The sequence below is a fragment of the Arcticibacter sp. genome (assembly GCF_053551015.1).
Genome location: NZ_JBMQOB010000017.1, coordinates 1 through 19,735 on the forward strand (window position 1 = coordinate 1; position 19,735 = coordinate 19,735).

16 protein-coding genes are annotated in these 19,735 nt (G+C 46.2%); 4 read left to right on the plus strand and 12 right to left on the minus strand.

The window, feature by feature from the left end; all coding sequences use genetic code 11:
• Positions 1 to 529: 529 nt before the first annotated feature.
• The 10 genes from ACO1NU_RS11290 to ACO1NU_RS11335 all read right to left on the minus strand — a co-directional run bounded on the left by ACO1NU_RS11290 (position 530) and on the right by ACO1NU_RS11335 (position 13,175).
• A complete protein-coding gene (locus tag ACO1NU_RS11290; protein ID WP_448818589.1) occupies positions 530 to 823 on the minus strand; it encodes a hypothetical protein in 294 nt (97 codons plus the stop codon).
• Between the two features lie 383 nt (positions 824 to 1,206).
• Complete coding sequence (gene soxC / locus ACO1NU_RS11295) at positions 1,207 to 2,442, minus strand: sulfite dehydrogenase (protein ID WP_448818590.1); 1,236 nt, start codon at positions 2,440 to 2,442, stop codon at positions 1,207 to 1,209.
• A 25-nt stretch (positions 2,443 to 2,467) separates the two neighbouring features.
• Positions 2,468 to 3,094, minus strand: coding sequence for a c-type cytochrome (locus tag ACO1NU_RS11300; RefSeq protein ID WP_448818591.1), 627 nt, complete (start codon positions 3,092 to 3,094; stop codon positions 2,468 to 2,470).
• A 227-nt stretch (positions 3,095 to 3,321) separates the two neighbouring features.
• Entirely contained in the window at positions 3,322 to 3,819 is a 498-nt protein-coding gene (locus ACO1NU_RS11305) for an FKBP-type peptidyl-prolyl cis-trans isomerase (protein ID WP_448818592.1), read from the minus strand.
• A 49-nt stretch (positions 3,820 to 3,868) separates the two neighbouring features.
• On the minus strand, positions 3,869 to 5,884 hold the full coding sequence (locus ACO1NU_RS11310) for a thioredoxin domain-containing protein (protein ID WP_448818593.1): 2,016 nt from the start codon (positions 5,882 to 5,884) through the stop codon (positions 3,869 to 3,871).
• A gap of 16 nt (positions 5,885 to 5,900) precedes the next feature.
• Complete coding sequence (locus ACO1NU_RS11315; RefSeq protein ID WP_448818594.1) at positions 5,901 to 6,953, minus strand: COX15/CtaA family protein; 1,053 nt, start codon at positions 6,951 to 6,953, stop codon at positions 5,901 to 5,903.
• A gap of 90 nt (positions 6,954 to 7,043) precedes the next feature.
• Complete coding sequence (locus ACO1NU_RS11320) at positions 7,044 to 8,351, minus strand: ammonium transporter (protein WP_448818595.1); 1,308 nt, start codon at positions 8,349 to 8,351, stop codon at positions 7,044 to 7,046.
• Positions 8,352 to 8,586: 235 nt separating this feature from the next.
• Positions 8,587 to 11,031, minus strand: coding sequence for a DUF5686 and carboxypeptidase regulatory-like domain-containing protein (locus ACO1NU_RS11325; RefSeq protein ID WP_448818596.1), 2,445 nt, complete (start codon positions 11,029 to 11,031; stop codon positions 8,587 to 8,589).
• A 247-nt stretch (positions 11,032 to 11,278) separates the two neighbouring features.
• A complete protein-coding gene (locus ACO1NU_RS11330) occupies positions 11,279 to 12,115 on the minus strand; it encodes an aminotransferase class IV (RefSeq protein WP_448818597.1) in 837 nt (278 codons plus the stop codon).
• Between the two features lie 16 nt (positions 12,116 to 12,131).
• Positions 12,132 to 13,175 carry an RluA family pseudouridine synthase gene (locus ACO1NU_RS11335; RefSeq protein ID WP_448818598.1) on the minus strand — a complete coding sequence of 348 codons (1,044 nt, stop codon included), beginning with the start codon at positions 13,173 to 13,175 and terminating at the stop codon, positions 12,132 to 12,134.
• A gap of 47 nt (positions 13,176 to 13,222) precedes the next feature.
• Between ACO1NU_RS11335 and ACO1NU_RS11340 the strand changes: the two genes are divergently transcribed.
• Complete coding sequence (locus ACO1NU_RS11340; protein WP_448818599.1) at positions 13,223 to 14,134, plus strand: 1-aminocyclopropane-1-carboxylate deaminase/D-cysteine desulfhydrase; 912 nt, start codon at positions 13,223 to 13,225, stop codon at positions 14,132 to 14,134.
• Between the two features lies 1 nt (position 14,135).
• Here ACO1NU_RS11340 and bshB1 read toward each other — a convergent pair whose 3' ends face one another.
• Entirely contained in the window at positions 14,136 to 14,855 is a 720-nt protein-coding gene (gene bshB1 / locus ACO1NU_RS11345) for a bacillithiol biosynthesis deacetylase BshB1 (protein ID WP_448818600.1), read from the minus strand.
• 82 nt (positions 14,856 to 14,937) lie between these two features.
• Positions 14,938 to 15,561, minus strand: a complete 624-nt coding sequence (locus ACO1NU_RS11350; RefSeq protein ID WP_448818601.1) for a DUF4294 domain-containing protein — start codon at positions 15,559 to 15,561, stop codon at positions 14,938 to 14,940.
• A 118-nt stretch (positions 15,562 to 15,679) separates the two neighbouring features.
• On the opposite strand from ACO1NU_RS11350, the gene ACO1NU_RS11355 reads away from it, so the two are divergent.
• Genes ACO1NU_RS11355 through ACO1NU_RS11365 form a run of 3 tightly spaced genes read left to right on the plus strand, consistent with a single transcriptional unit; the run spans position 15,680 to position 19,734 of the window.
• The gene (locus ACO1NU_RS11355) at positions 15,680 to 17,911 is read left to right on the plus strand and encodes a RelA/SpoT family protein (protein WP_448818602.1); all 2,232 of its coding nucleotides are present in this window, start codon (positions 15,680 to 15,682) and stop codon (positions 17,909 to 17,911) included.
• A 57-nt stretch (positions 17,912 to 17,968) separates the two neighbouring features.
• Positions 17,969 to 18,442: a Fur family transcriptional regulator gene (locus ACO1NU_RS11360; protein ID WP_448818603.1), complete on the plus strand. Its 474-nt coding sequence runs from the start codon at positions 17,969 to 17,971 to the stop codon at positions 18,440 to 18,442.
• Between the two features lie 17 nt (positions 18,443 to 18,459).
• Positions 18,460 to 19,734 (plus strand): adenylosuccinate synthase, encoded by a 1,275-nt coding sequence (locus tag ACO1NU_RS11365; protein WP_448818604.1) that lies wholly within the window; start codon positions 18,460 to 18,462, stop codon positions 19,732 to 19,734.
• Position 19,735 lies beyond the last annotated feature (1 nt).

Below are 19,735 nucleotides of genomic sequence, written 5' to 3' on the forward strand. Positions count from 1 at the left end.
AGCCTTCTCGTTCTCCTTCCTGAATGATGGCAAGTCTGTCCTCAGGTGTGAAAGATCTTCTTTCTCTTTTCATGATTCCCTAATTTAATGGTTCTAAATTGTTTTCTAAATTTAGTCCAGTCTTTTAGGGGGCTAGTACAATAACGGGATGAACTTCTCGTATGTATCGAGGATCCAGTTCTAGGTTATAAGCTACCTTGGGGACACTGTTCTCATCTGAGTACTCCTGTGTTCTTGTCCTTAATTCAGCCTCAGATGCATCAATATAGGACTGCGGCATCTCTATATCTAAGAAGACGTATGTATCGCCGACATGTGGCTGCTAGGTTGTACGGGGAAGCCGCTCGCCGGCAGAATCAGATTTCTTTAACGTTACGGCCTTCGTTGAGGGATTGTAGGCCGTAATAACAACCTCGCTCCCTGCCAGCTCCCCGGTCTTAAATAAGACGACCCCTCGACCTGCCCGCCGACCCGTAACCACACAGGCACTAACAAACTGCTAGCAGATTCTTATTGCCCATCCCATACCCTAACCCATTTTCGCCAACTGACTCCTTAGCTTTTCAATCTCTTTACCCAGCCGCTTTTCTAAAGCAGAAAGATCTGCACTTATCTGCACAAACAGAGCGGGATCGATAAGCTGCTGCTCTCTGTCTTCTTGCTGCTCGCTGTGCTGATACTCATGACCAAGAAACTCCTGCATCTCTTCCCAGCTAACGCCCATATTCTTTTTCTCTATTTCCCGGGCTATCCTGATTCTCTTATTTACCAGACTTAGTTGATCTTCCTTCGTCTTCAACTGCAATTGCAAAATTTCTCTCATTCGTCTATTAATCTTATCTGGTCACACGCCCGCACCAGCCCATATCCAACTCTAAAATACCCATAAGTCCTTAGCCTTGAGCCTGCCGAAAAGCACCCGTAGAACAACCACCCGCCCAAAAACAGAAAACCCAACCATAAGCGTTAGCAGAGCCAATAAAGAACCCAACAAAGAGACACTCCACTAATCCTTCTCGTCCCCCCGGGAGCCTCAACTTCAAAAGGCAGAACCCACAGTAAAAATACAGGAATAAAACGAAAGCGGCATAAAGCCCCCAATTGTTAATTTCCCTAAACTAGCTAAAACATAACCCCGGAAACCCACGCATCTCCCCAGTTTGAACCAAACACCAGCTTACCTAACCCTCAAAAGAGGCATCAAAATCACCTCTCTGGCCGATGAAAAACCTGACCATCTCTTTGAACATACCACGCAGTAACCGGATTCAGGTGGTAGCCGCCCATACTCTCGCCTCTTGCAGCTATCAACTGCTGCATAGTAGGTTGCACATATCCCGTCTCGTCTGTCGCGCGACTAAGAATCTCCGTTTCTCCCCCATCCCAATACCACAGGTACTTGAACTGCGTATGCGCCTTGTCCAGGATCAAACCCGGGAGGCTGGCCGTGTACCAGTTCTTCCCTGCATCAGTACTGACATCGACCTGTACAATCTTCCCTCTTCCGCTCCAGGCAATGCCTCTGATCTCTATCCAGCCTCGCTCCACACGCTCAGGATATGCCGGATAGGTAATGATCGATCGAGCATCCATATCAAAACTAAACTGGCGGATCTTGCCGCCTTTTACTTCTTCAGTATATTTCGATGTTTCTTCGCGCGTCATATAAGCTTGATCTCCAACTTCGATCCTTCTGATCCACTTGATGGAGGTATTGCCTTCCCATCCCGGCAGGAAGAGTCGCGCAGGATAACCCTGCTCCGGTCGTATCGCCTCACCGTTTTGCGCGTAAACGATCATCGCATCATCTAGCGCCTTCCGAAGCGGTATACTCCTGGTCATTACTGCAGCATCTGACCCTTCTGCCAAAAGCCAGCCCGCACCTGATCGAACCCCTACTTCCCTCAATAAAGTAGACAGCATCACACCTGTCCATTCACTCTGACTGGTAAGTCCGCATATATCCTGGGGCGACATCTCCATCTTTCCTGTCCTAAAGTTCCCTGAGCATTCTAAAAACGCTATTCGCGTCACCGAAGGAAACCGCTTTAAATCAGCCAGGCTAAACACCATTGGCTTATCGACAAGACCATGAATCAGTAGCTCATACCCATCAGGCTCTATCAAAGGCACGCCGGCATGATGTCGTTCAAAATGAAGATCAGAGGGAGTGATTGTGCCGTATAAAGCTTGCAGGGGTGTCCTGGATGAGGTAAACGATGGCTTTTTGACTAGCTTCTCGAAAGAAGATCTTGTCCCGATCTCCGCTGGAAAGGCTCCCAGTATCTTGGTTGGATCTGCCGTAACGCCGGATGATTCAGGCAAAGAAGTCTGCACGATCTTCCCGAACGATGACTTTACGAGAACTACGGCGGCAGTTGCAGCTCCGCCTAACAATAATTTTCTGCGGCTGATCTTCCGCTCATTGCCTGAATCGCTCATCTTATTTTGGTTTGATTTAGTACTTTCATTTAACCTCAGCCCCACCACGTCTGTCATCTTCAACAAATCGCCTCCTCGCCGGCATAATAATCCGCGGAAGCGATGTGGAAGTCAACACCACATCCTCTTTAACAATACCGTTTTCGTAAAGCAGGTAGGCCGTCAGACTATAAACCTCGGCTGGCTGTAATGATCCTGGCGAATTAAATGGCATAGCCCTGTTGATGTAATCGTAGAGCGTAGTGGCATAAGGCCAGTAGTTTCCAATGGTCTTCGTGCGCTTCCCCTTAGCTACAGAATCCGGATGTACTTTCGATGCTTCTATTGCAAAGAGGCGGTCGTAACTGCCATTTGAAGTTCTGGTACCGTGACAGGCTACACACTTGGAAAGGTAAACAGATCTCCCGAGAGCGACAGTTCCCGAACCCGCAGGTAAACCCTTTCCATCAGGGGAAATATCAATATCTCTCCTTTCAATCAATTCGGACGACGCCTCCTTGCCAAAGCCGAAGCGCTCAGGCCAGTTCTCCTCGGCCTCCTTATGAAGTTCCACCTGCGCATTCGTATCAGCTCCCTGATGAGTATTCGGAACACCTGAACAGGAATAAATCAGGACGGATAAAGCTAGGAGGAATGTAAATTTTCTGATCATATAATCTGCTGAGCGAGAATACCTGCATTCGAATTCGCCCTTAGCCAAATATAAAAGCATTAGTATAATCTACCAAACCAATAGACTAATATTTATATCTCTCTTTAAGTCGAAAACGTATCAGGAAAACCATCTCCTTCCCCAAATCCTTTCAGCCCCACCTAACCCCAACAAAAAAAGCCATTCCGGTTTTTCGGAATGGCTTTTTACTTTTATAAATAATTCTTTTAGTGACCAGAATGACCGTCAGCTCCATGAGCATGACCGTGAGAAAGCTCCTCTTCAGTAGCCTCGCGTACATTCAAGATCTGTCCCTTGAAATGCAGATCCTGACCTGCCATTGGGTGATTCAAGTCAACCTGTACACCTGTTTCAGAAACACCTGTAACACGTGCACGGAATTGATTACCCTGGTTATCCTGCAATGGAAGAACAGAACCTACTTCGGGCACGTCCATACCCTGGAACATATCAGAAGGCAATTCAGTAACGGCGTTATCATCTTTCAAACCGTATGCGTCAGCAGCAGTCAAATGGAAGTCATAAGCGTCGCCTGTTCCCAGTCCTGATAAATTTTCTTCAAATTTAGGAAGCATCATTCCAACTCCATAAAGAAAAACCAGAGGCTGTTCTTCTGTTGCCTTTTCCACAAACACTTCTTCTCCATTTTGAGTGGTATACAAATCGTATGTAAGCGCCACCACGCTGTTTGGTTGAATTTTCATATTGTCTAAATTCGGTCTGCTTTATTCAAATGCGCAGACCCCTAAAAAATTAAATAAGTTGACCTAGTGCTTCGGATACAGTTGTAACAGGCAATCTGCAAGTTCTGTTTTTACAAACAAATATTTTGGTTTCACCAACAAATTTATCCTGCAGCAAAGGTAATGTTCCTGCGCTACCTCCCAAGAGAATTTTGTTCGGAATGAAATTATTTTCCAGTTCCGCTCTCAGCTTTTCGCTGTCAGAGCCGGTAATGGCAATTTCATACACTCCGAAAACCTCATTCATCAGCAATATTCCCCAGTTTGAATAAGCCGATCCGTAGGTATTAATGGATGGAAATACCGTACGCAACATCTCTGCAGACTGTGCAAGATAACCCTCATCCTGAAACAAATGTCCCAACCTAAACAGGTTAATCGCCATCGAGGAATTGGATGAAGGGATTACACTATCCATGATCTCATGCTTCCGTGCAATAAGCTCCTTATCGGTCTGTGAAGTATAAAAGAAAAGTCCTGTTCCCGCATCAAAGAAGTTCTTCATCACGTACTCGCAAAGACGGTGGGCTTCAGCAAGCCATTTCTCATCAAAAGTGGCCTCATACAAGGATATAAGGCCGTTAATTACGAAAGAATAATCATCAAGAAACGCAGATGAAGGTGTTCCGGCTGACCTTTCTTTCTTGAAGATCCTATGCATGGAACCATCGGCTTCGACCATCCGATCCAGTACGAAATGCGCATTTTTCAGGGCCATGTCCAGGAATCTCTGTTCGTTAAACACCTTATAGGCGTCTACATAGCCCCTCAACATCATTCCGTTCCACCCGGCAATGATCTTATTGTCAAGTCCCGGTCTGACACGCTTGCTTCTATAAGAAAAAACCTTCGACTTTGCAGTCTCAAGAAGTGCCTCAGCAGCAGCGGGAGATATATCTAGTGTCGCGGCCAGCTCATTCAGCTCAACCTCCTTTTTCAGAATATTCGTCTTTTCTTCTTCCCAGTTGCCTTCCGATGTCACTGAGTAAAACGCATTGAATGCTGCGCTTTCCTCTTCGTTCAGCACGGATTCCAGTTCCGCGAGCGTAAACGTATAGAACTTTCCTTCCACACCTTCGCTGTCGGCATCCAGCGCCGAATAGAATCCTCCTTCTGCCGACACCATTTCACGCTCTACCCATTCGAGTGTCTCGTAAACAACCTGCCTGTAGAGCACCTGAGGCTCCTGCTGATACGCTTCTGCATAGAGGCTAACCAGTTGTGCATTGTCATACAGCATTTTTTCAAAATGCGGAACATGCCACTCCCCGTCAACAGAGTACCGCGCAAAGCCGCCGCCTATCTGATCATATATTCCCCCATAGGCAAGCTTACGCAGGGTCAGATGTGTAATATCGCTCGCACTTTTGTCTCCCATCGAATGGGCGTAACGAAGCATAAATTGCCAGTTATTTGGCAAGGGAAATTTGGGTGCACGATTATATCCTCCTTCTGTTAAGTCGAAGGTCTTCTTCCATGGTCTTAAAATATCTTCCAGGTCCTGCTGTGAATATTCAATCTCTTCGGTTGAAAGATTAAGCTTCTCCAGCTCCTGAACTCCTTCGGTCAGCCGCTCTGCATAACCGATAGCTTCCTCTGGCTTTTCTTCCCAGAATGCCGCCAGCTGGCTGAGCACATTCTTCCAATCCTCCCGGCGAAAGTACGTCCCCCCATATATTGGTCGCTGATCCGGCAGACAAATACAGTTCAGTGGCCATCCACCCTGTCCGGTCATCAGCTGCACCGCATGCATATAAATCTGATCAACGTCCGGACGCTCTTCGCGGTCAACCTTGATGCAAATGAAATGCTCATTCATAATCGCTGCGACGCCGGCATCTTCAAAGGACTCGTGCTCCATTACATGGCACCAGTGGCATGCTGAATAGCCGATACTGACCAGGATCAGCTTGTGCTCCTCCCGCGCCTTCGTCAACGCCTCCTCACCCCAGGGATACCAATCCACCGGGTTGTATGCATGCTGCTGTAGATATGGGGAGGTTTCATGAATTAATCTGTTCGACATAGGTAATGTATTTTATTTAGGCTGCTGTTTTTCCCCTGCTGTAGAAATAGGTAAACACCATGACTGCCAGAAGCACAATTCCTCCAAACTGGTGAATAATACTGTAGGTCAGCTTCATGTCGTTCATGCTATACAGCAGGGCAAGCACCCCAAGCAGCACCTGTAGCAACACCACCACCAGCGGGATAAATCTGATCTGATAAAGAACCGATTCCTGAGGCAGCTTTACAGATATAAATGTCCACACCAATACCATGATCGCAATAAGGTAAGCCAGGGTACGATGTATAAACTGTATACTGATCAGATTGTGTGTGATATCTGAAAGAAAACTCCCCTGGTTGAACATCTGCTGTGACGGCACCCAATGGCCGTTCATATCAGGCCAGGTCGGTGCTGCAAGTGCAGCATGGGTGCCTGCCATGAACGCTCCGTAGATCAGTTGAATAGTAATAACTACCAGAATCCAGATATTCAACTGCTTAAGTGTTTTTTGATGTATGAGCCTGTAAGAGGGCACGGTAATCTTTAGCGCAAACCAGATCACGTAGCAAAGAAGCACTAGCGCCGCCATAAAATGAACGGCGAGCCTGATATGGCTTACGTACACCAGATCTGTCCCGATTCCGCTCTTTACCATGATCCAGCCGATTACTCCCTGCAGTCCTCCTAAAAGGAAAAGGATAATCATAGGCCCTATCATGGATTTCCCGATCTTCTTTTTTATCACGAAATAGATAAATGGAAAAAGAAACACAAATCCCATCAAACGCCCCCAGTCCCGGTGCAGCCACTCCCAGAAATAGATCGCCTTGAAGTCTTCCAGACTGAAGTGACTGTTGATGTATTTATACTGTGCAATCTGCTGATACTTCTGGAAAGCCTCATGCCAGGCCTGCTCGTTCATAGGAGGTAATGCTCCCAGTATCGGCTGCCACTCCGTTATCGATAATCCTGAACCTGTAAGACGGGTGATTCCTCCGAGTAAGACCTGAACAACGATCATGAATGCCCCTATATACAACCAGATGGCGACAGGGCGGTTTTTGCGTAAAGATTGTGCTTCCATTAAGAAGCAAATGTATACAATAAATAGACGCAAAAAAAAACACCCACTTGTTTAAGGCGGGTGTTTCAAGCGTTAATATTAAGAATGTGACTAAAGCTCTTCGCCGTGCTGTGTCGCGTCAAGACCTGCAACCTCGTCTTCTTCGGATACACGCAGCGGACTGATCGCGTTGGTGATCAGCAGCAGCACATAAGATCCTACGAAAGCGAAAATTGAAACGACTATCAGCGTAACCAAATGCGTAAAGAAAAGATGCGTTTCACCAAAATAAAGACCGTTACCGGTTGTATTCGCGGCATTAACATTCTGACTCGCAAACACGCCGGTCAGCAACATCCCAACCATACCTCCTACACCATGGCAAGGAAACACGTCCAGCGTATCGTCAATCTTGGTGCGTCCTCTCCAGATCACAACCAGATTACTGATTACCGCAGCTACTGTTCCAATGACCAGGGAGTGTGGCACCGATACAAATCCTGCTGCAGGGGTAATGGCAACAAGTCCAACCACTGCACCGATACACGCACCGATCGCTGTTGGCTTTTTGCCTCTGAACATGTCGAAGAACACCCAGGCCATCGCCGCTGCCGCAGAAGCGGTAGTCGTCGTAGCGAGCGCTGTAGCTGCAAGCGGACCAGCACCGCCGGCCGATCCCGCGTTGAAGCCAAACCAGCCGAACCACAGAAGTCCTGTTCCCAACATCACATAGCTGATGCGTGCAGGCGCATGCTCAGGAGATGTTCTACCCTTTAAAAATATAGCAGATGCCAATGCAGCCCAACCAGCCGACATGTGCACCACAGTACCTCCTGCAAAATCAAGAACCCCTTTTTGAAAAAGAATTCCGTCTGGATGCCAGGTTGCGTGAGCCAGAGGAACATATATAACGATCATGAACAAACACAAGAAAATCAGGTAAGAATTGAAGCGTATCCGCTCTGCAAATGCTCCTGTTATCAGTGCAGGGGTAATCACCGCGAACTTTAACTGAAACATAGCGAACAACACCAACGGAACGGTAGGCATCAACGACCATGATGAGTCACCGAGCATCCCTTTCATCATAAAGAATGTGGAAGGATTACCAATGACGCCACCTATGTCATCTCCGAAGGCCAAACTGAATCCGAAAACCACCCAAAGAACCGTTATCAAACCCATACACACAAAACTCTGCAGCATGGTCGAAATGACGTTTTTCTTCCTAACCATACCTCCGTAAAAAAACGCCAGTCCTGGTGTCATTAATAATACTAGCGCGGTGGATACCAGTAGCCAGGCTGTGTCTCCTGTATCAATGGTGCTCTCTTTGGCTACAGTGGGCTCCAGAGAAGGAAAAATCAGTCCCAGTATAACTGCGACAATCAGCAATAAAAACGGTAATACTTTTTTCATTTATACAAGATTTAGTGATTTTGTAATGAAATTAAGTATTATTCGTCAAATTTTTAATACAAACAGAAAATTATTCAGGTAAAAACAAAATATTATTCCAAATAAATCAATACGCAATCAAATAAAGCCTAAAAATAAGTTAAAAGCCAATAAATACAGGAAACAAATACCAAAAACACGCTCCAATTAGAGCAAAAAACACCCTACCAACCAGAATCGACCAGAAAAAAATACATTAGAAACCGTAAAAAAGACGAAATGCCTGATAAACTTTCTTATCGGGGGTCCATGAAAGACCGTAGTCAACCCGGAAAACGAGACGTTGCAAACCAATATAAGCTTCCTGGTAATTGGTCACAGGTTGAGCCAGTACCGCGCCTCCGATAATTTCCTCTAGCTTTAACTTACGAACAAGCGGAACTTTGCTCAAAAACTTGCCGGCGAAATTATGCTCGTAGTGCGCCTCTACATAGCGGTCATTGGTGGTGTACGCGTAGAAATCCAGAAAGTGGAAATTAGGAAATAGCGGATTATATATAGCGGTCTGGTTACCGGTAAAATGACGCATATCCGGATAGAAGAGCGAGTTGGTATTTAGAAACTTACCGGCCGACAAATAGATGGAACTGTAGCCCCACAAGCCTGCAGAAATTTTATCCTGGAACAGATCCACTGAGAAAAAGTCGTAGTCTACAACTGAATTGAATGCGCCTGGAATCCCCTTACGGTAATTCAGCATGAGCGTTGGATACCTGGCAGGCTCGTAAATCTTCCCGTCTGGTCTGGTGGTGTACTTTTGTCCGTAGGTATAAGACAACTTCCCTTCAATACTGAACGCGTTATTTATTGGGAAGACATCCTCCTCCGTGGCAGGATCCAGCGGGTTATTGGATGTGATCATCTTAGCCGTTCGGTCAAAAATAGAGGTGAACGACGAATTCCGCATCGGAATCCTCCTGGAAATCTCCGTCCCTACATTCAGCATTAAACCATCAACAATCTCTCTCTGGGCACTGAATGCGGAAAAATTAGACCGGTAAAGCTTCAGGTAGTTTTTACCCTCAAATAGAGTGGTCAGCGTATTATAAAATAGATTCACCGTACCCCGGCTGTTTAAATCGAGGAAGTCGCTTCCTCCTCTGAAGGTGAAACTGGCATGGTGAAGCGTATCCACCCGGTAGGTGACTTCAACATTGGCGTTGGTGGTTTTACTGGAAAATCCATAACGGAAGTTAGGCTCTATCTCCAAAGAACGCCTGAAGCCATATCGCTTAACATGCCGTGCCCTGAGTCTCGCTCCCCAACCTTCTACCGTATTATAAAATACGGTATTATGCAGGGGATAGATAAACCAGTAGCTGTTATTACCTATATTCTCAATCCGCTGACCTACCAACGCATAACGGATGGGTTTAAACTTATTGGTTTCTTTCTGAATGGAATCCCGGTAGGTCTTTGACTCCGTCTTCTTCAGAAGCGACTCCTTATAAGCATAGTTTGCTTCCTCCTCACCTGTTAAAGGAACAGGCCGCCTATCCTCCCACCAGGTGCTGTCATAAGTGTTTACATCAGCCTCAATCCGCAGTATCTCATCCTTGAAAAAATTATCCGGAAAAACCGGATTCGGAATATAATTGCTGTATAAGCCTGTATAATAACCGGCAAACTCAAATCCGAGGACCTTACCCTTAAAACGGATGGTGATATCTGAAGGCAGCCAATGGGTCTTCTGCACTTGCCGGTAATGCTGGGAAATATGCATGGTGTCTACAAAATTGATACGCGACTCGTCTGTAAGATACAGATCCACACTATAGAGGCGTCCATCTCCTTTGATCACGTATATAAAGCCACTGAACGTGGGGGCATATTTCTTCCGTGGAGACACTTTGATCTTTTCAATCTGCATCCCGTTTTCTTCCACCGTGCCGATCAGCTGAAATGAATAATACTGGAAAGCATTGTCTGCCACAGGTGACACGAACTGAAGGTTCCCGAACGCTGCCCACTTAATCGTATTATCATAAAAGTTGATCTGAAGATCCAGCGCGCGATTGAAGCTGAATCCCTGGTTATCCCCGGCGACTTTTGATGCCAGCATAATTTCCTTCCGCTCCGGGTATCGGAAGAATAGCTTCGACTGAGTCTCCGACTGATAAAGAATCCCCCTCCTGTTTGAATCGAGGCGCAGCGTCTTCACCACATTCTCACCCAATATGCGCTTGGGGGCATCCATCAACTTTTGAACACCCTTGGTATATACGTCGCATTCATAAGAAGGTGTGGAACGAAGATACTTCCTCTTTGAAATAATGTTCCGAATAATGGCGTTGGCCGGATCCTCCTTCTTTTCAGTAATATGAACCTCGTCGAGCGTATAACTGTCCTTCATCAGCACGACGTCTTCGCGAACAGAGGTCAGTAGCTCAATCTCCCGTTCAACACTTTTATAGCCTACAAACCTGAAGATTAGCGTATAGGTTCCAGGCTTGAGGCTTAACTTAAAGTACCCGTTCTCATTAGCCATTGTACTGACGTTCATATCCTTCACAAACACCGATGCAAAAGACACAGGGGTATGGGTCTCGTCAGTAACCGAGCCATAGATCTCCTTTACCTCCTGGCAGAACACTTTCGAAGTACAAAAAAACAGCAGTACGAGTACAAAGAATCTAAGCATGAACTAAATAGGTCCTAAAGCCGGTATAAATTACTGCAATTTATTCATGCAGATACTGTGCCGGAGATCATTTTTTTTGCGATGTGATGATCATATTATGAATACGCTTAAATGTCCACTTTTGTTATGTGGCGGACAATTAAAACCACATCAACATGGCAACTATCATCACTATAGGCGTAGTCTTCGGATTTTTAAAATATGTATTAAACGACGCAGCGACTTTCGACGAGAGCGACGAAACTTTTTAAGCTATCGCATTCAGATATCCTAATAACTCGTTAGAGAGTTTATTGAAGTATCTCTTTCCATTGAAACCCATTATCCACTGGATCCCGGTGGTTGCATTGGTAACAAAAACTTCATCGGCTTCATTCAGAATATCGGGGTTTATTTGAGCCTCGATTACCTGAATCCCGTTTTCTTCCGCAAGCCCGATCACCACCGATCGCATCACACCCGCAATACAACCTTCCTCAAGGGCTGGAGTATAAAGGGTCTGCTGATAAAGCACAAACAGGTTCGTACTCATCCCCTCGCATAGAAAACCTTTCTGATTGAGGATAAACACCTCGTCAAGCGAGTTCTTCTTACGGAAAATCCCTGCCATGACATACAACAGCGAATTACAGGTTTTCAGGTTCGACAGTATATTAATCGGCTTGGTAATATCTTCGTAAACCTGCGCAATCAGGCCCTTGTAGTTTGATGCATAATCAGCCTGGTCTGTCCGCGTCATCTCAATCACGTACCCCATATGGTTAGCCGTGGGGCTGTATAAGCCTTCCGAATCGCGGAACACCGTCATGCGTACCCTTGCATTATCCTTTATATTATTGCGAATGGCCAGCTGGCGCACTTTCTCTTCCAGAAATTCGGGACTGATCACTGATGTTTCTTCAATCTGAAGAACATCCATCCCCTCTCTCAGGCGCTGCGCGTGCTGGTCTGCAAACATGAGCTTTCCGTTCATCATACGCATCGATTCAAACAAGCCATCTCCATACTTGAACGCGCGGTTAGCTACACTGATGGTTGCCTGACCTGAGGCCACAATCTCTCCGTTTATATTTATAAAACTCATCTTTACAATTCAATTCTTAGTTCTGGTCATCTTTCTGATGTGCCAGGTAATTGCGCCATTTGTCTAAAACTCCCTGAAAGTCGGCAGGCAGTTCCGATTCAAAAAGCACAGTCTTCTTCGTCTTAGGGTGTACAAACCCGAGAGACCTCGCATGAAGTGCCTGTCGCGGCATGATCTGAAAGCAATTATCGACAAACTGCCGGTACTTGTTAAAGATCGTTCCCTTAAGTATTTTATCTCCGCCATAAATCGCATCGTTAAATAAGGGATGGCCGATATGCTTCATGTGTGCACGGATCTGATGGGTACGCCCTGTTTCAAGCTGACACTCGATAAGCGTTACATAGCCTAGCCGTTCCACAATCCGATAGTGGGTAACTGACCACTTGCCACGCGTCTCATCGTCCCAGTTGTCCATTACACGGCGGTCTTTCAGGCTCCTTCCGATATAACCTGTCACCGTACCATCTTCTTCCAGATCGCCCCATACCAGAGCCAGGTATTTACGCTGAATGGAATGGTCGAAAAACTGCTTTGCCAGGTAGGCCATGGAATATTCGTTCTTGCTGATCACCAGCAAGCCTGAAGTATCCTTGTCAATCCGGTGCACCAGGCCTGGTCGGCCATCATTTCCCGGCAACTGCGGCAACTGCTGGAAATGGAACACCAGCGCGTTGACCAGCGTCCCGGTATAATTATTATAGCCCGGATGAACAACCATACCGGGTTCCTTATTGATGATCAGGAGATCATCATCTTCATGTACGATGTTTAGAGGAAGATCTTCAGGATACACTTCCGTATCACGTGGCGGATGTGCAAGGACGATGGAAATAACATCCAAAGGCTTTACCTTATAACTTGGCTTTATCGCTTTTTCGTTCACAAGGACGCTTCCCGCATCAATGGCATTTTGAATCCGGTTTCTGGATGCATTCTCAATTCTGTGCATCAAAAATTTGTCAATGCGCAAAAGCGACTGCCCCTTGTCGACTATAATCTTAAAGTGTTCGTATAAGTCCTGCTCTTCCTGCTCAACGCTATCTTGTTCTTCCAACATGGCACAAAAGTAAGATTTTACTTTATTTTTGAACCTTATGATCGCATATGAACGAATTTCAGATCTACAGTCCCGAAGAGCAGCTCCAGGATCCGCTCTTTACCGAAAAGAAAGTACGTGTATTTCTGAAGCGCGATGACATGATCCATCCCTTTATCTCCGGTAATAAGTGGCGCAAGCTAAAATATAATATCCTGGAAGCCAGAACAAAGAAAAAGAATCACCTGGTCACCTTTGGAGGGGTTTGGTCCAATCATCTGCTGGCAAGCGCCTGCGCAGCTGCAAAGTTCGGACTCCGGAGCACTGCCTTTGTACGTGGAGAAGATATTAATTCAGATGTACTGACCCTGTGTCGCCTGTTCGGGATGGAACTCATCTTTACCGACAGATCAGCCTACCGGGACAAGGAGGCTTTATATAAGAACAGGTTTGCTGAGAATCCCGACACGATCTTTATAGACGAAGGGGGCGCCGGCGAAAACGCCATGAAAGGATGTGCAGAGATTGTACAGGAACTGCAGCACCCTTATGATCACCTGTTCTGCGCGGCAGGTACGGGAACTACATTCGCCGGCCTCCTTAAAGGCAGCCAGCTTTCCGGATTAGGCACCGCCGCCCTGTGCCACTGTGTGCCCGTGCTGAAAGGTGCAGACTTCCTGAAAGAGGAGATCAACGCGTATTTTGAAACACCGCCATCCTATGCTTTCCATGCGGAATACAGCTTTGGCGGCTATGCCAAAACGAGCACTGAACTGCTCCGGTTTATTGGATCGTTCAGTGCAAAAACCGGAATCCTTCTGGATCCTGTTTATACTGGAAAAATGATGTTTGCTTTATATGACTTGATCGGGAACGATCAAATCGCCGAAGGCTCCAGCATCCTGGCCTTGCATACCGGCGGACTGTTTGGATTGCTGGGCATGAAAGAGCAAATCGCGCAAGCTCTGAAAGAGGTCTAAGCTATATCAGATTAAACAGGCTGTCAACGCCAAGCAGCTTTGACGATGTGAAACCCTCTGCGAAGGTGACGCCGATGCTTTTGCCATAGTCTCTGGCGCGGGCTTCCACAGCCTTTATAAACTCCGGATTGGAGATATAGGTCTGGTTTTCCTCATCATAATCAGGGGAATAAAACTGTGTCTTATATGCCCGTACAGACTCCATCTTGGTTTCCCAGAACGGAGTCACATCGATTAGAACATCAGGTTTAATATACGTATCCTGGATAAAATGAAGCAGCAGTCCGGGTCTCCATTGCGCCTGTGGAAGGCCATTCATCTCCGTCTGTATTTTCACCAGACCTGAGAGAAACACCGCATCATTGATAAGCTTAGAGGCTCTTCCATGATCAGGATGCCTGTCGGTAAAAGCATTTCCGATAACAATCTCAGGCTGGTACTGACGGATCTTCCGGATCACCTGAAGAATATGCGCTTCATCGTTCTGAAAAAAGCCATCCCGCATCGCCAGGTTCTCGCGTACATCCAGACCCAGTATCTCCGCAGCCACTTTCGCTTCCTCATCACGGATCTCTGCCGACCCTCTGCTTCCAAGCTCTCCCCGCGTCAGGTCGATCACCCCGACCTTCTTACCAGCAGCTTTATGTTTCAATATGGTTCCCGAACAACCTAGTTCAGCATCGTCCGGATGGACGGCAAAAATGAGGATATCTAATTTCATGTACTATCTCGTCAAGCGCCAGGCCAATGCCTGAAGGCCTGCAAAAATAAGACTTTAGAAAAAAAGAAAAGTCATCATATCGTTAGTTAAAGCTGTAGCTCCCGTAATAGCCGTAACGCTGGATGATATTCTCAATATCCCGCTCCTGCTGCGGATCATACTTCTGCTTTAGGTTATGACCAAATACACGGGCAACAGACTGGTAGCAGAATGCCGTAAAGCCACCCTTCAGTTCCTTCACCAGCTGATAGCTGCTGTTCCCCGTCTCCCTGTCAATCAGCTTAATCAGGATCTCGCCCTGAGTGATGGTCATGTTCTTGATCTCCTTATTGAACATGTCCTTAATCTCCTTTTCGCAGGCTTTGACCAGCTTCCTCTGCTCCTTCTTATTGTCGGTCAGTTCCAGCTCATCATGCAACCTGCTGTAGCGGTTTCTGGCAAACTTCGCATAGGGAAGAACCTTCAGCACGTTATAACGAAGTCTGTTGAACTTGCTTCTGGCTTCAGGCGATTGAAAGATCCTGGAACTCGTTACCCACACATCCGACAGCGGGATCCAGGGTACCATTTGGCCAAAATCATCCCGTGTCACCGCAACACGGATGGTATCATTTTTTCCTTTCACCGGAATGTCATTATTCGTCTGACCATAAGCCATACTAGCCAACAACATCACACTCATGAAGAAAATAGTATTTTTTTTCATATCTTAGTTACTACAAAACACACCTTATTTCGTATATATATTTATTACGGCAATACGTAAATGTAACCCAAATAGTTGTAAATAAGTATAATGATTACGAAACCCTGAGCAATTGAAGATGAACGAATTGGTGATTGATATTGAAGCGGAGAAGAACGAGATTCTAAAACGTTACCGGGCACTTCTTAAAGCATGCAAACCCACGATGCAGAAGGGCGATAAAAGGCTGATCAGACAGGCTTTTGATCTTGCACTAGACAGCCATAAGGATATGAGGAGGAAATCTGGAGAACCTTATATCTACCACCCTATTGCCGTTGCACAGATCGCTGCACAAGAAATTGGCCTGGGTACGACCTCTATAGTTTGTGCCCTTCTTCATGATGTGGTTGAAGATACGGCAATTACCCTCGAAGATATCGAACGTGAGTTCGGAAAGAAAGTAGCCAAGATCATTGACGGGCTGACTAAAATATCCGGCGTATTTGATTATAACAGCTCCCTGCAGGCGGAAAATTTCCGCAAGATGTTGCTTACTCTGGCAGATGACGTCCGCGTTATCCTGATCAAACTGGCTGACCGTCTGCATAATATGCGAACCATGGATCACATGCCGCGCGACAAGCAGCTGAAGATCTCGTCCGAAACGATCTACCTCTATGCTCCTCTTGCGCACAGGCTCGGTCTGTATGCCATGAAGTCAGAGCTGGAAGATCTTTCCATGAAATACACGGAACGTGAAACCTACAAGTTCGTAGCCAGAAAGCTGAACGAGAAAAAAGCGGAACGCGAGGCTTATATACAAGAGTTTGTTGGTCCGATAAAAGATATCCTGGCGGCACAGGGCCTCCATGCCGATGTATACGGCAGGCCGAAGTCCATCCATTCCATCTGGAACAAGATGCGCAAAAAAGGTATCCCTTTTGAAGAGGTTTATGACCTCTTCGCTATCCGCATCATCCTGGACAGTAAACCTGAAACGGAAAAAGCCGATGCATGGAAGGCCTACTCTATTGTAACTGACCTTTACAGGCCAAACCCCGACAGGCTGCGCGACTGGGTGTCCTCACCAAAAGCTAATGGATACGAATCTCTGCACACCACCGTAATGGGTCCCAAAGGCCAGTGGGTGGAAGTACAGATCAGAACCCAGCGCATGAACGAGATCGCCGAAAAAGGTTTCGCGGCACACTGGAAATATAAAGAATCATCATCCGATAGTGGCCTTGACCTCTGGATCCAGAAGGTGCGGGAGCTCTTGAAGAATCCGGAATCCAATGCGCTTGACTTCCTCGACGATTTCAAGATGAACCTCTTCTCCGATGAGATCTTCATCTTCACGCCGAAAGGGGCGCTGATGCAGCTTCCACTGGACGCAACAGCACTCGACTTTGCCTTCGAAATCCACTCCGATATCGGAAGCAGATGTATCGGAGCGAAAGTCAACCATAAGCTCGTGCCCCTGTCTCACAAACTGCAGAACGGCGATCAGGTGGAAATTATCACCTCCAGCAAGCAGTCGCCTAAAGAAGACTGGCTCAACTTTGTGGTTACAGCTAAGGCCAAATCCAAGATTAAGTCTTCCCTGAAGGAAGAAAAACGCCGCGTTGCTGAAGAAGGAAAAGAGATTCTCGAGAGAAAACTAAAGTCGCTCAAGATCACCTACAATACCGAGAACATTCATAAAATCGCGTTCTATTTCAAGTTCAACAATACGCTTGACTTGTTCTACACAATTGCAAAAGGTGGTATAGACCTGAAGAACCTGAAGGAATTCCAGGCTTCAGAGAAAGCCGTCGAACAGCGCAATCCCGAGAGGATTGCCGCCACCCAGCTGGAAGGCATCATGAGCAAGGTAAAGGCCAAGGAAAGCGATACCCTGCTTATCGGTGAAGACCTGCAGAAGATCGACTACAAGTTGTCTAATTGCTGTAATCCCATCCCGGGTGATGACGTTTTCGGCTTTATTACGGTAAACGACGGAATCAAGATCCACCGCACCAATTGTCCGAATGCAACGAAACTGATGGCCAATTATGGGTACCGCGTGGTGAAAGCAAAGTGGACTTCACAGAAGGAACTTGCATTCCTGACAGGGCTTCGAATCACCGGAATCGACGAGGTCGGCCTGATCAACAAGCTGACTACTGTTATCTCCAATGATTTCAAGGTCAACATGAGATCTATTACCGTCGACAGCAACGAAGGAATCTTCGAAGGATCGATTATGGTATACGTTAACGACACCAATCACCTGGAGAATTTGATCCGAAAGCTGAAGCAGGTTAAAGGCGTCACTGCAGTGACACGATTTGACTCAGAAGCCCGTAACATTAACAAGGCATCGTAAAGAAATTTAAGTTTTGTTAATTTTTTGGATAAATTTGAACGCTGAGTCTAAAAGAATATGCCTGTACAAGAAACGATAGCAATGGTTAAAAAGATTTTCGAAGCATACCTCGAAAATAAAAGCCTGAGAAGAACACCTGAACGCTTTGCCATTCTTGAAGAAATCTATTCACGAAACGACCATTTCGATGTCGAGTCGTTATACATCCATATGAAGAACAAAAAGTACAGGGTAAGCCGCGCAACGGTTTACAACACCCTGGAGCTTCTTGTTTCCTGTGACCTGGTTACCAAACACCAGTTCGGTAAGAACATGGCTCAGTTTGAAAAATCCTATGGCTACAAGCAGCATGATCATATCATCTGCATCGATTGCGGCAAAGTCGTCGAATTCTGCGACCCGCGCATTGGACAAATTCAAAGTATGATGGGCGACCTTCTGAAATTTGAAATCAAACATCATTCACTCAATCTTTATGGTAACTGTTCCAAACTGAAGGAAGGTTACTGTGATTCATATTCTAAAAATTAACATTACCACAATCACTCATGGCAGTTGATGTACTTTTAGGCCTCCAATGGGGCGACGAAGGCAAAGGAAAAATCGTTGATGTCCTTAGTCAAAATTATGATCTGATCGCAAGATTTCAGGGTGGCCCTAACGCGGGACATACGCTGGAATTCGACAATCAAAAATATGTATTGAACACCATCCCTTCCGGTATCTTCAACCCAAAGACGATGAACCTGATTGGAAACGGTGTGGTCATAGATCCTATAATTTTAAAACGCGAACTGGACAACCTCAAAACGAGTGGCTTTGACCCTGTAGCCGCAAATAAGCTGGTTATTGCACGCAAGGCTCACCTGATCCTTCCTACTCACCAGCTTCTGGATGCTGCATCTGAAAGCAAGATGGGTGAAGGAAAAATCGGCTCCACACTGAAAGGAATCGGCCCTACTTACATGGACAAAACCGGACGTAACGGACTTCGTGTAGGTGATACTCAACTTCCTGACTTCAAAGAACGTTATGACAGGCTCGTCGCTAAACATAAGTCGATCCTTTCTCACTACGGCGAAATCCCTGATTTCAGCGAAAAGGAAGCAACTTTCTTTGCTGCAATTGAGTACCTGAAAAGCATTCCAATGGTAGATAGCGAACACTTCGTTAATCAATACCTGAAGGATGGAAAAACTGTTCTTGCTGAAGGTGCACAGGGTGCTATGCTCGACGTAGACTTTGGTTCTTATCCGTTTGTTACTTCATCAAATACCACTACTGCTGGTGCCTGCACCGGTCTCGGTATCGCTCCTCAAAAGATTGGTTCGGTAATCGGTATCTTCAAGGCTTATTGCACCCGCGTGGGCAGTGGACCCTTCCCTACTGAACTGTTTGACGAAACAGGCGAACAGCTTCGTAAAATCGGACATGAGTTCGGCGCAACCACAGGAAGACCTAGAAGATGCGGATGGATCGATATCCCTGCATTGAAATACGCTGTCATGCTGAATGGAGTGACTGAACTGGTTATGACCAAGGCTGACGTATTAAGCGGGTTCGACAAGATCTACGCCTGCACACATTACGACTATAACGGCGAACAGATCGACTACATGCCTTATGACCTTTGCAGCGTTCCTGCAAAGCCGGTATTGGAAGAGATCCCGGGCTGGAATGAAGACCTGACAGGCATCAAGACAATCGAAGAGATCCCTGCCCGACTTTCTTCTTATGTAAAATACATCGAAGATCATGTTGGCGTACCGGTTCGTTATCTTTCAGTTGGACCTGACAGAGTTCAAACTCTCGTATTAAACTAAG

Excerpts from the sequence above, each read along its gene's own strand:
- ACO1NU_RS11290 (WP_448818589.1), bottom strand. The coding sequence starts at position 823 with ATGAGAGAAATTTTGCAATTGCAGTTGAAGACGAAGGAAGATCAACTA.
- soxC (WP_448818590.1), bottom strand. The coding sequence starts at position 2,442 with ATGAGCGATTCAGGCAATGAGCGGAAGATCAGCCGCAGAAAATTATTG.
- ACO1NU_RS11300 (WP_448818591.1), bottom strand. The coding sequence starts at position 3,094 with ATGATCAGAAAATTTACATTCCTCCTAGCTTTATCCGTCCTGATTTAT.
- ACO1NU_RS11305 (WP_448818592.1), bottom strand. The coding sequence starts at position 3,819 with ATGAAAATTCAACCAAACAGCGTGGTGGCGCTTACATACGATTTGTAT.
- ACO1NU_RS11310 (WP_448818593.1), bottom strand. The coding sequence starts at position 5,884 with ATGTCGAACAGATTAATTCATGAAACCTCCCCATATCTACAGCAGCAT.
- ACO1NU_RS11315 (WP_448818594.1), bottom strand. The coding sequence starts at position 6,953 with ATGGAAGCACAATCTTTACGCAAAAACCGCCCTGTCGCCATCTGGTTG.
- ACO1NU_RS11320 (WP_448818595.1), bottom strand. The coding sequence starts at position 8,351 with ATGAAAAAAGTATTACCGTTTTTATTGCTGATTGTCGCAGTTATACTG.
- ACO1NU_RS11325 (WP_448818596.1), bottom strand. The coding sequence starts at position 11,031 with ATGCTTAGATTCTTTGTACTCGTACTGCTGTTTTTTTGTACTTCGAAA.
- ACO1NU_RS11330 (WP_448818597.1), bottom strand. The coding sequence starts at position 12,115 with ATGAGTTTTATAAATATAAACGGAGAGATTGTGGCCTCAGGTCAGGCA.
- ACO1NU_RS11335 (WP_448818598.1), bottom strand. The coding sequence starts at position 13,175 with ATGTTGGAAGAACAAGATAGCGTTGAGCAGGAAGAGCAGGACTTATAC.
- ACO1NU_RS11340 (WP_448818599.1), top strand. The coding sequence starts at position 13,223 with ATGAACGAATTTCAGATCTACAGTCCCGAAGAGCAGCTCCAGGATCCG.
- bshB1 (WP_448818600.1), bottom strand. The coding sequence starts at position 14,855 with ATGAAATTAGATATCCTCATTTTTGCCGTCCATCCGGACGATGCTGAA.
- ACO1NU_RS11350 (WP_448818601.1), bottom strand. The coding sequence starts at position 15,561 with ATGAAAAAAAATACTATTTTCTTCATGAGTGTGATGTTGTTGGCTAGT.
- ACO1NU_RS11355 (WP_448818602.1), top strand. The coding sequence starts at position 15,680 with ATGAACGAATTGGTGATTGATATTGAAGCGGAGAAGAACGAGATTCTA.
- ACO1NU_RS11360 (WP_448818603.1), top strand. The coding sequence starts at position 17,969 with ATGCCTGTACAAGAAACGATAGCAATGGTTAAAAAGATTTTCGAAGCA.
- ACO1NU_RS11365 (WP_448818604.1), top strand. The coding sequence starts at position 18,460 with ATGGCAGTTGATGTACTTTTAGGCCTCCAATGGGGCGACGAAGGCAAA.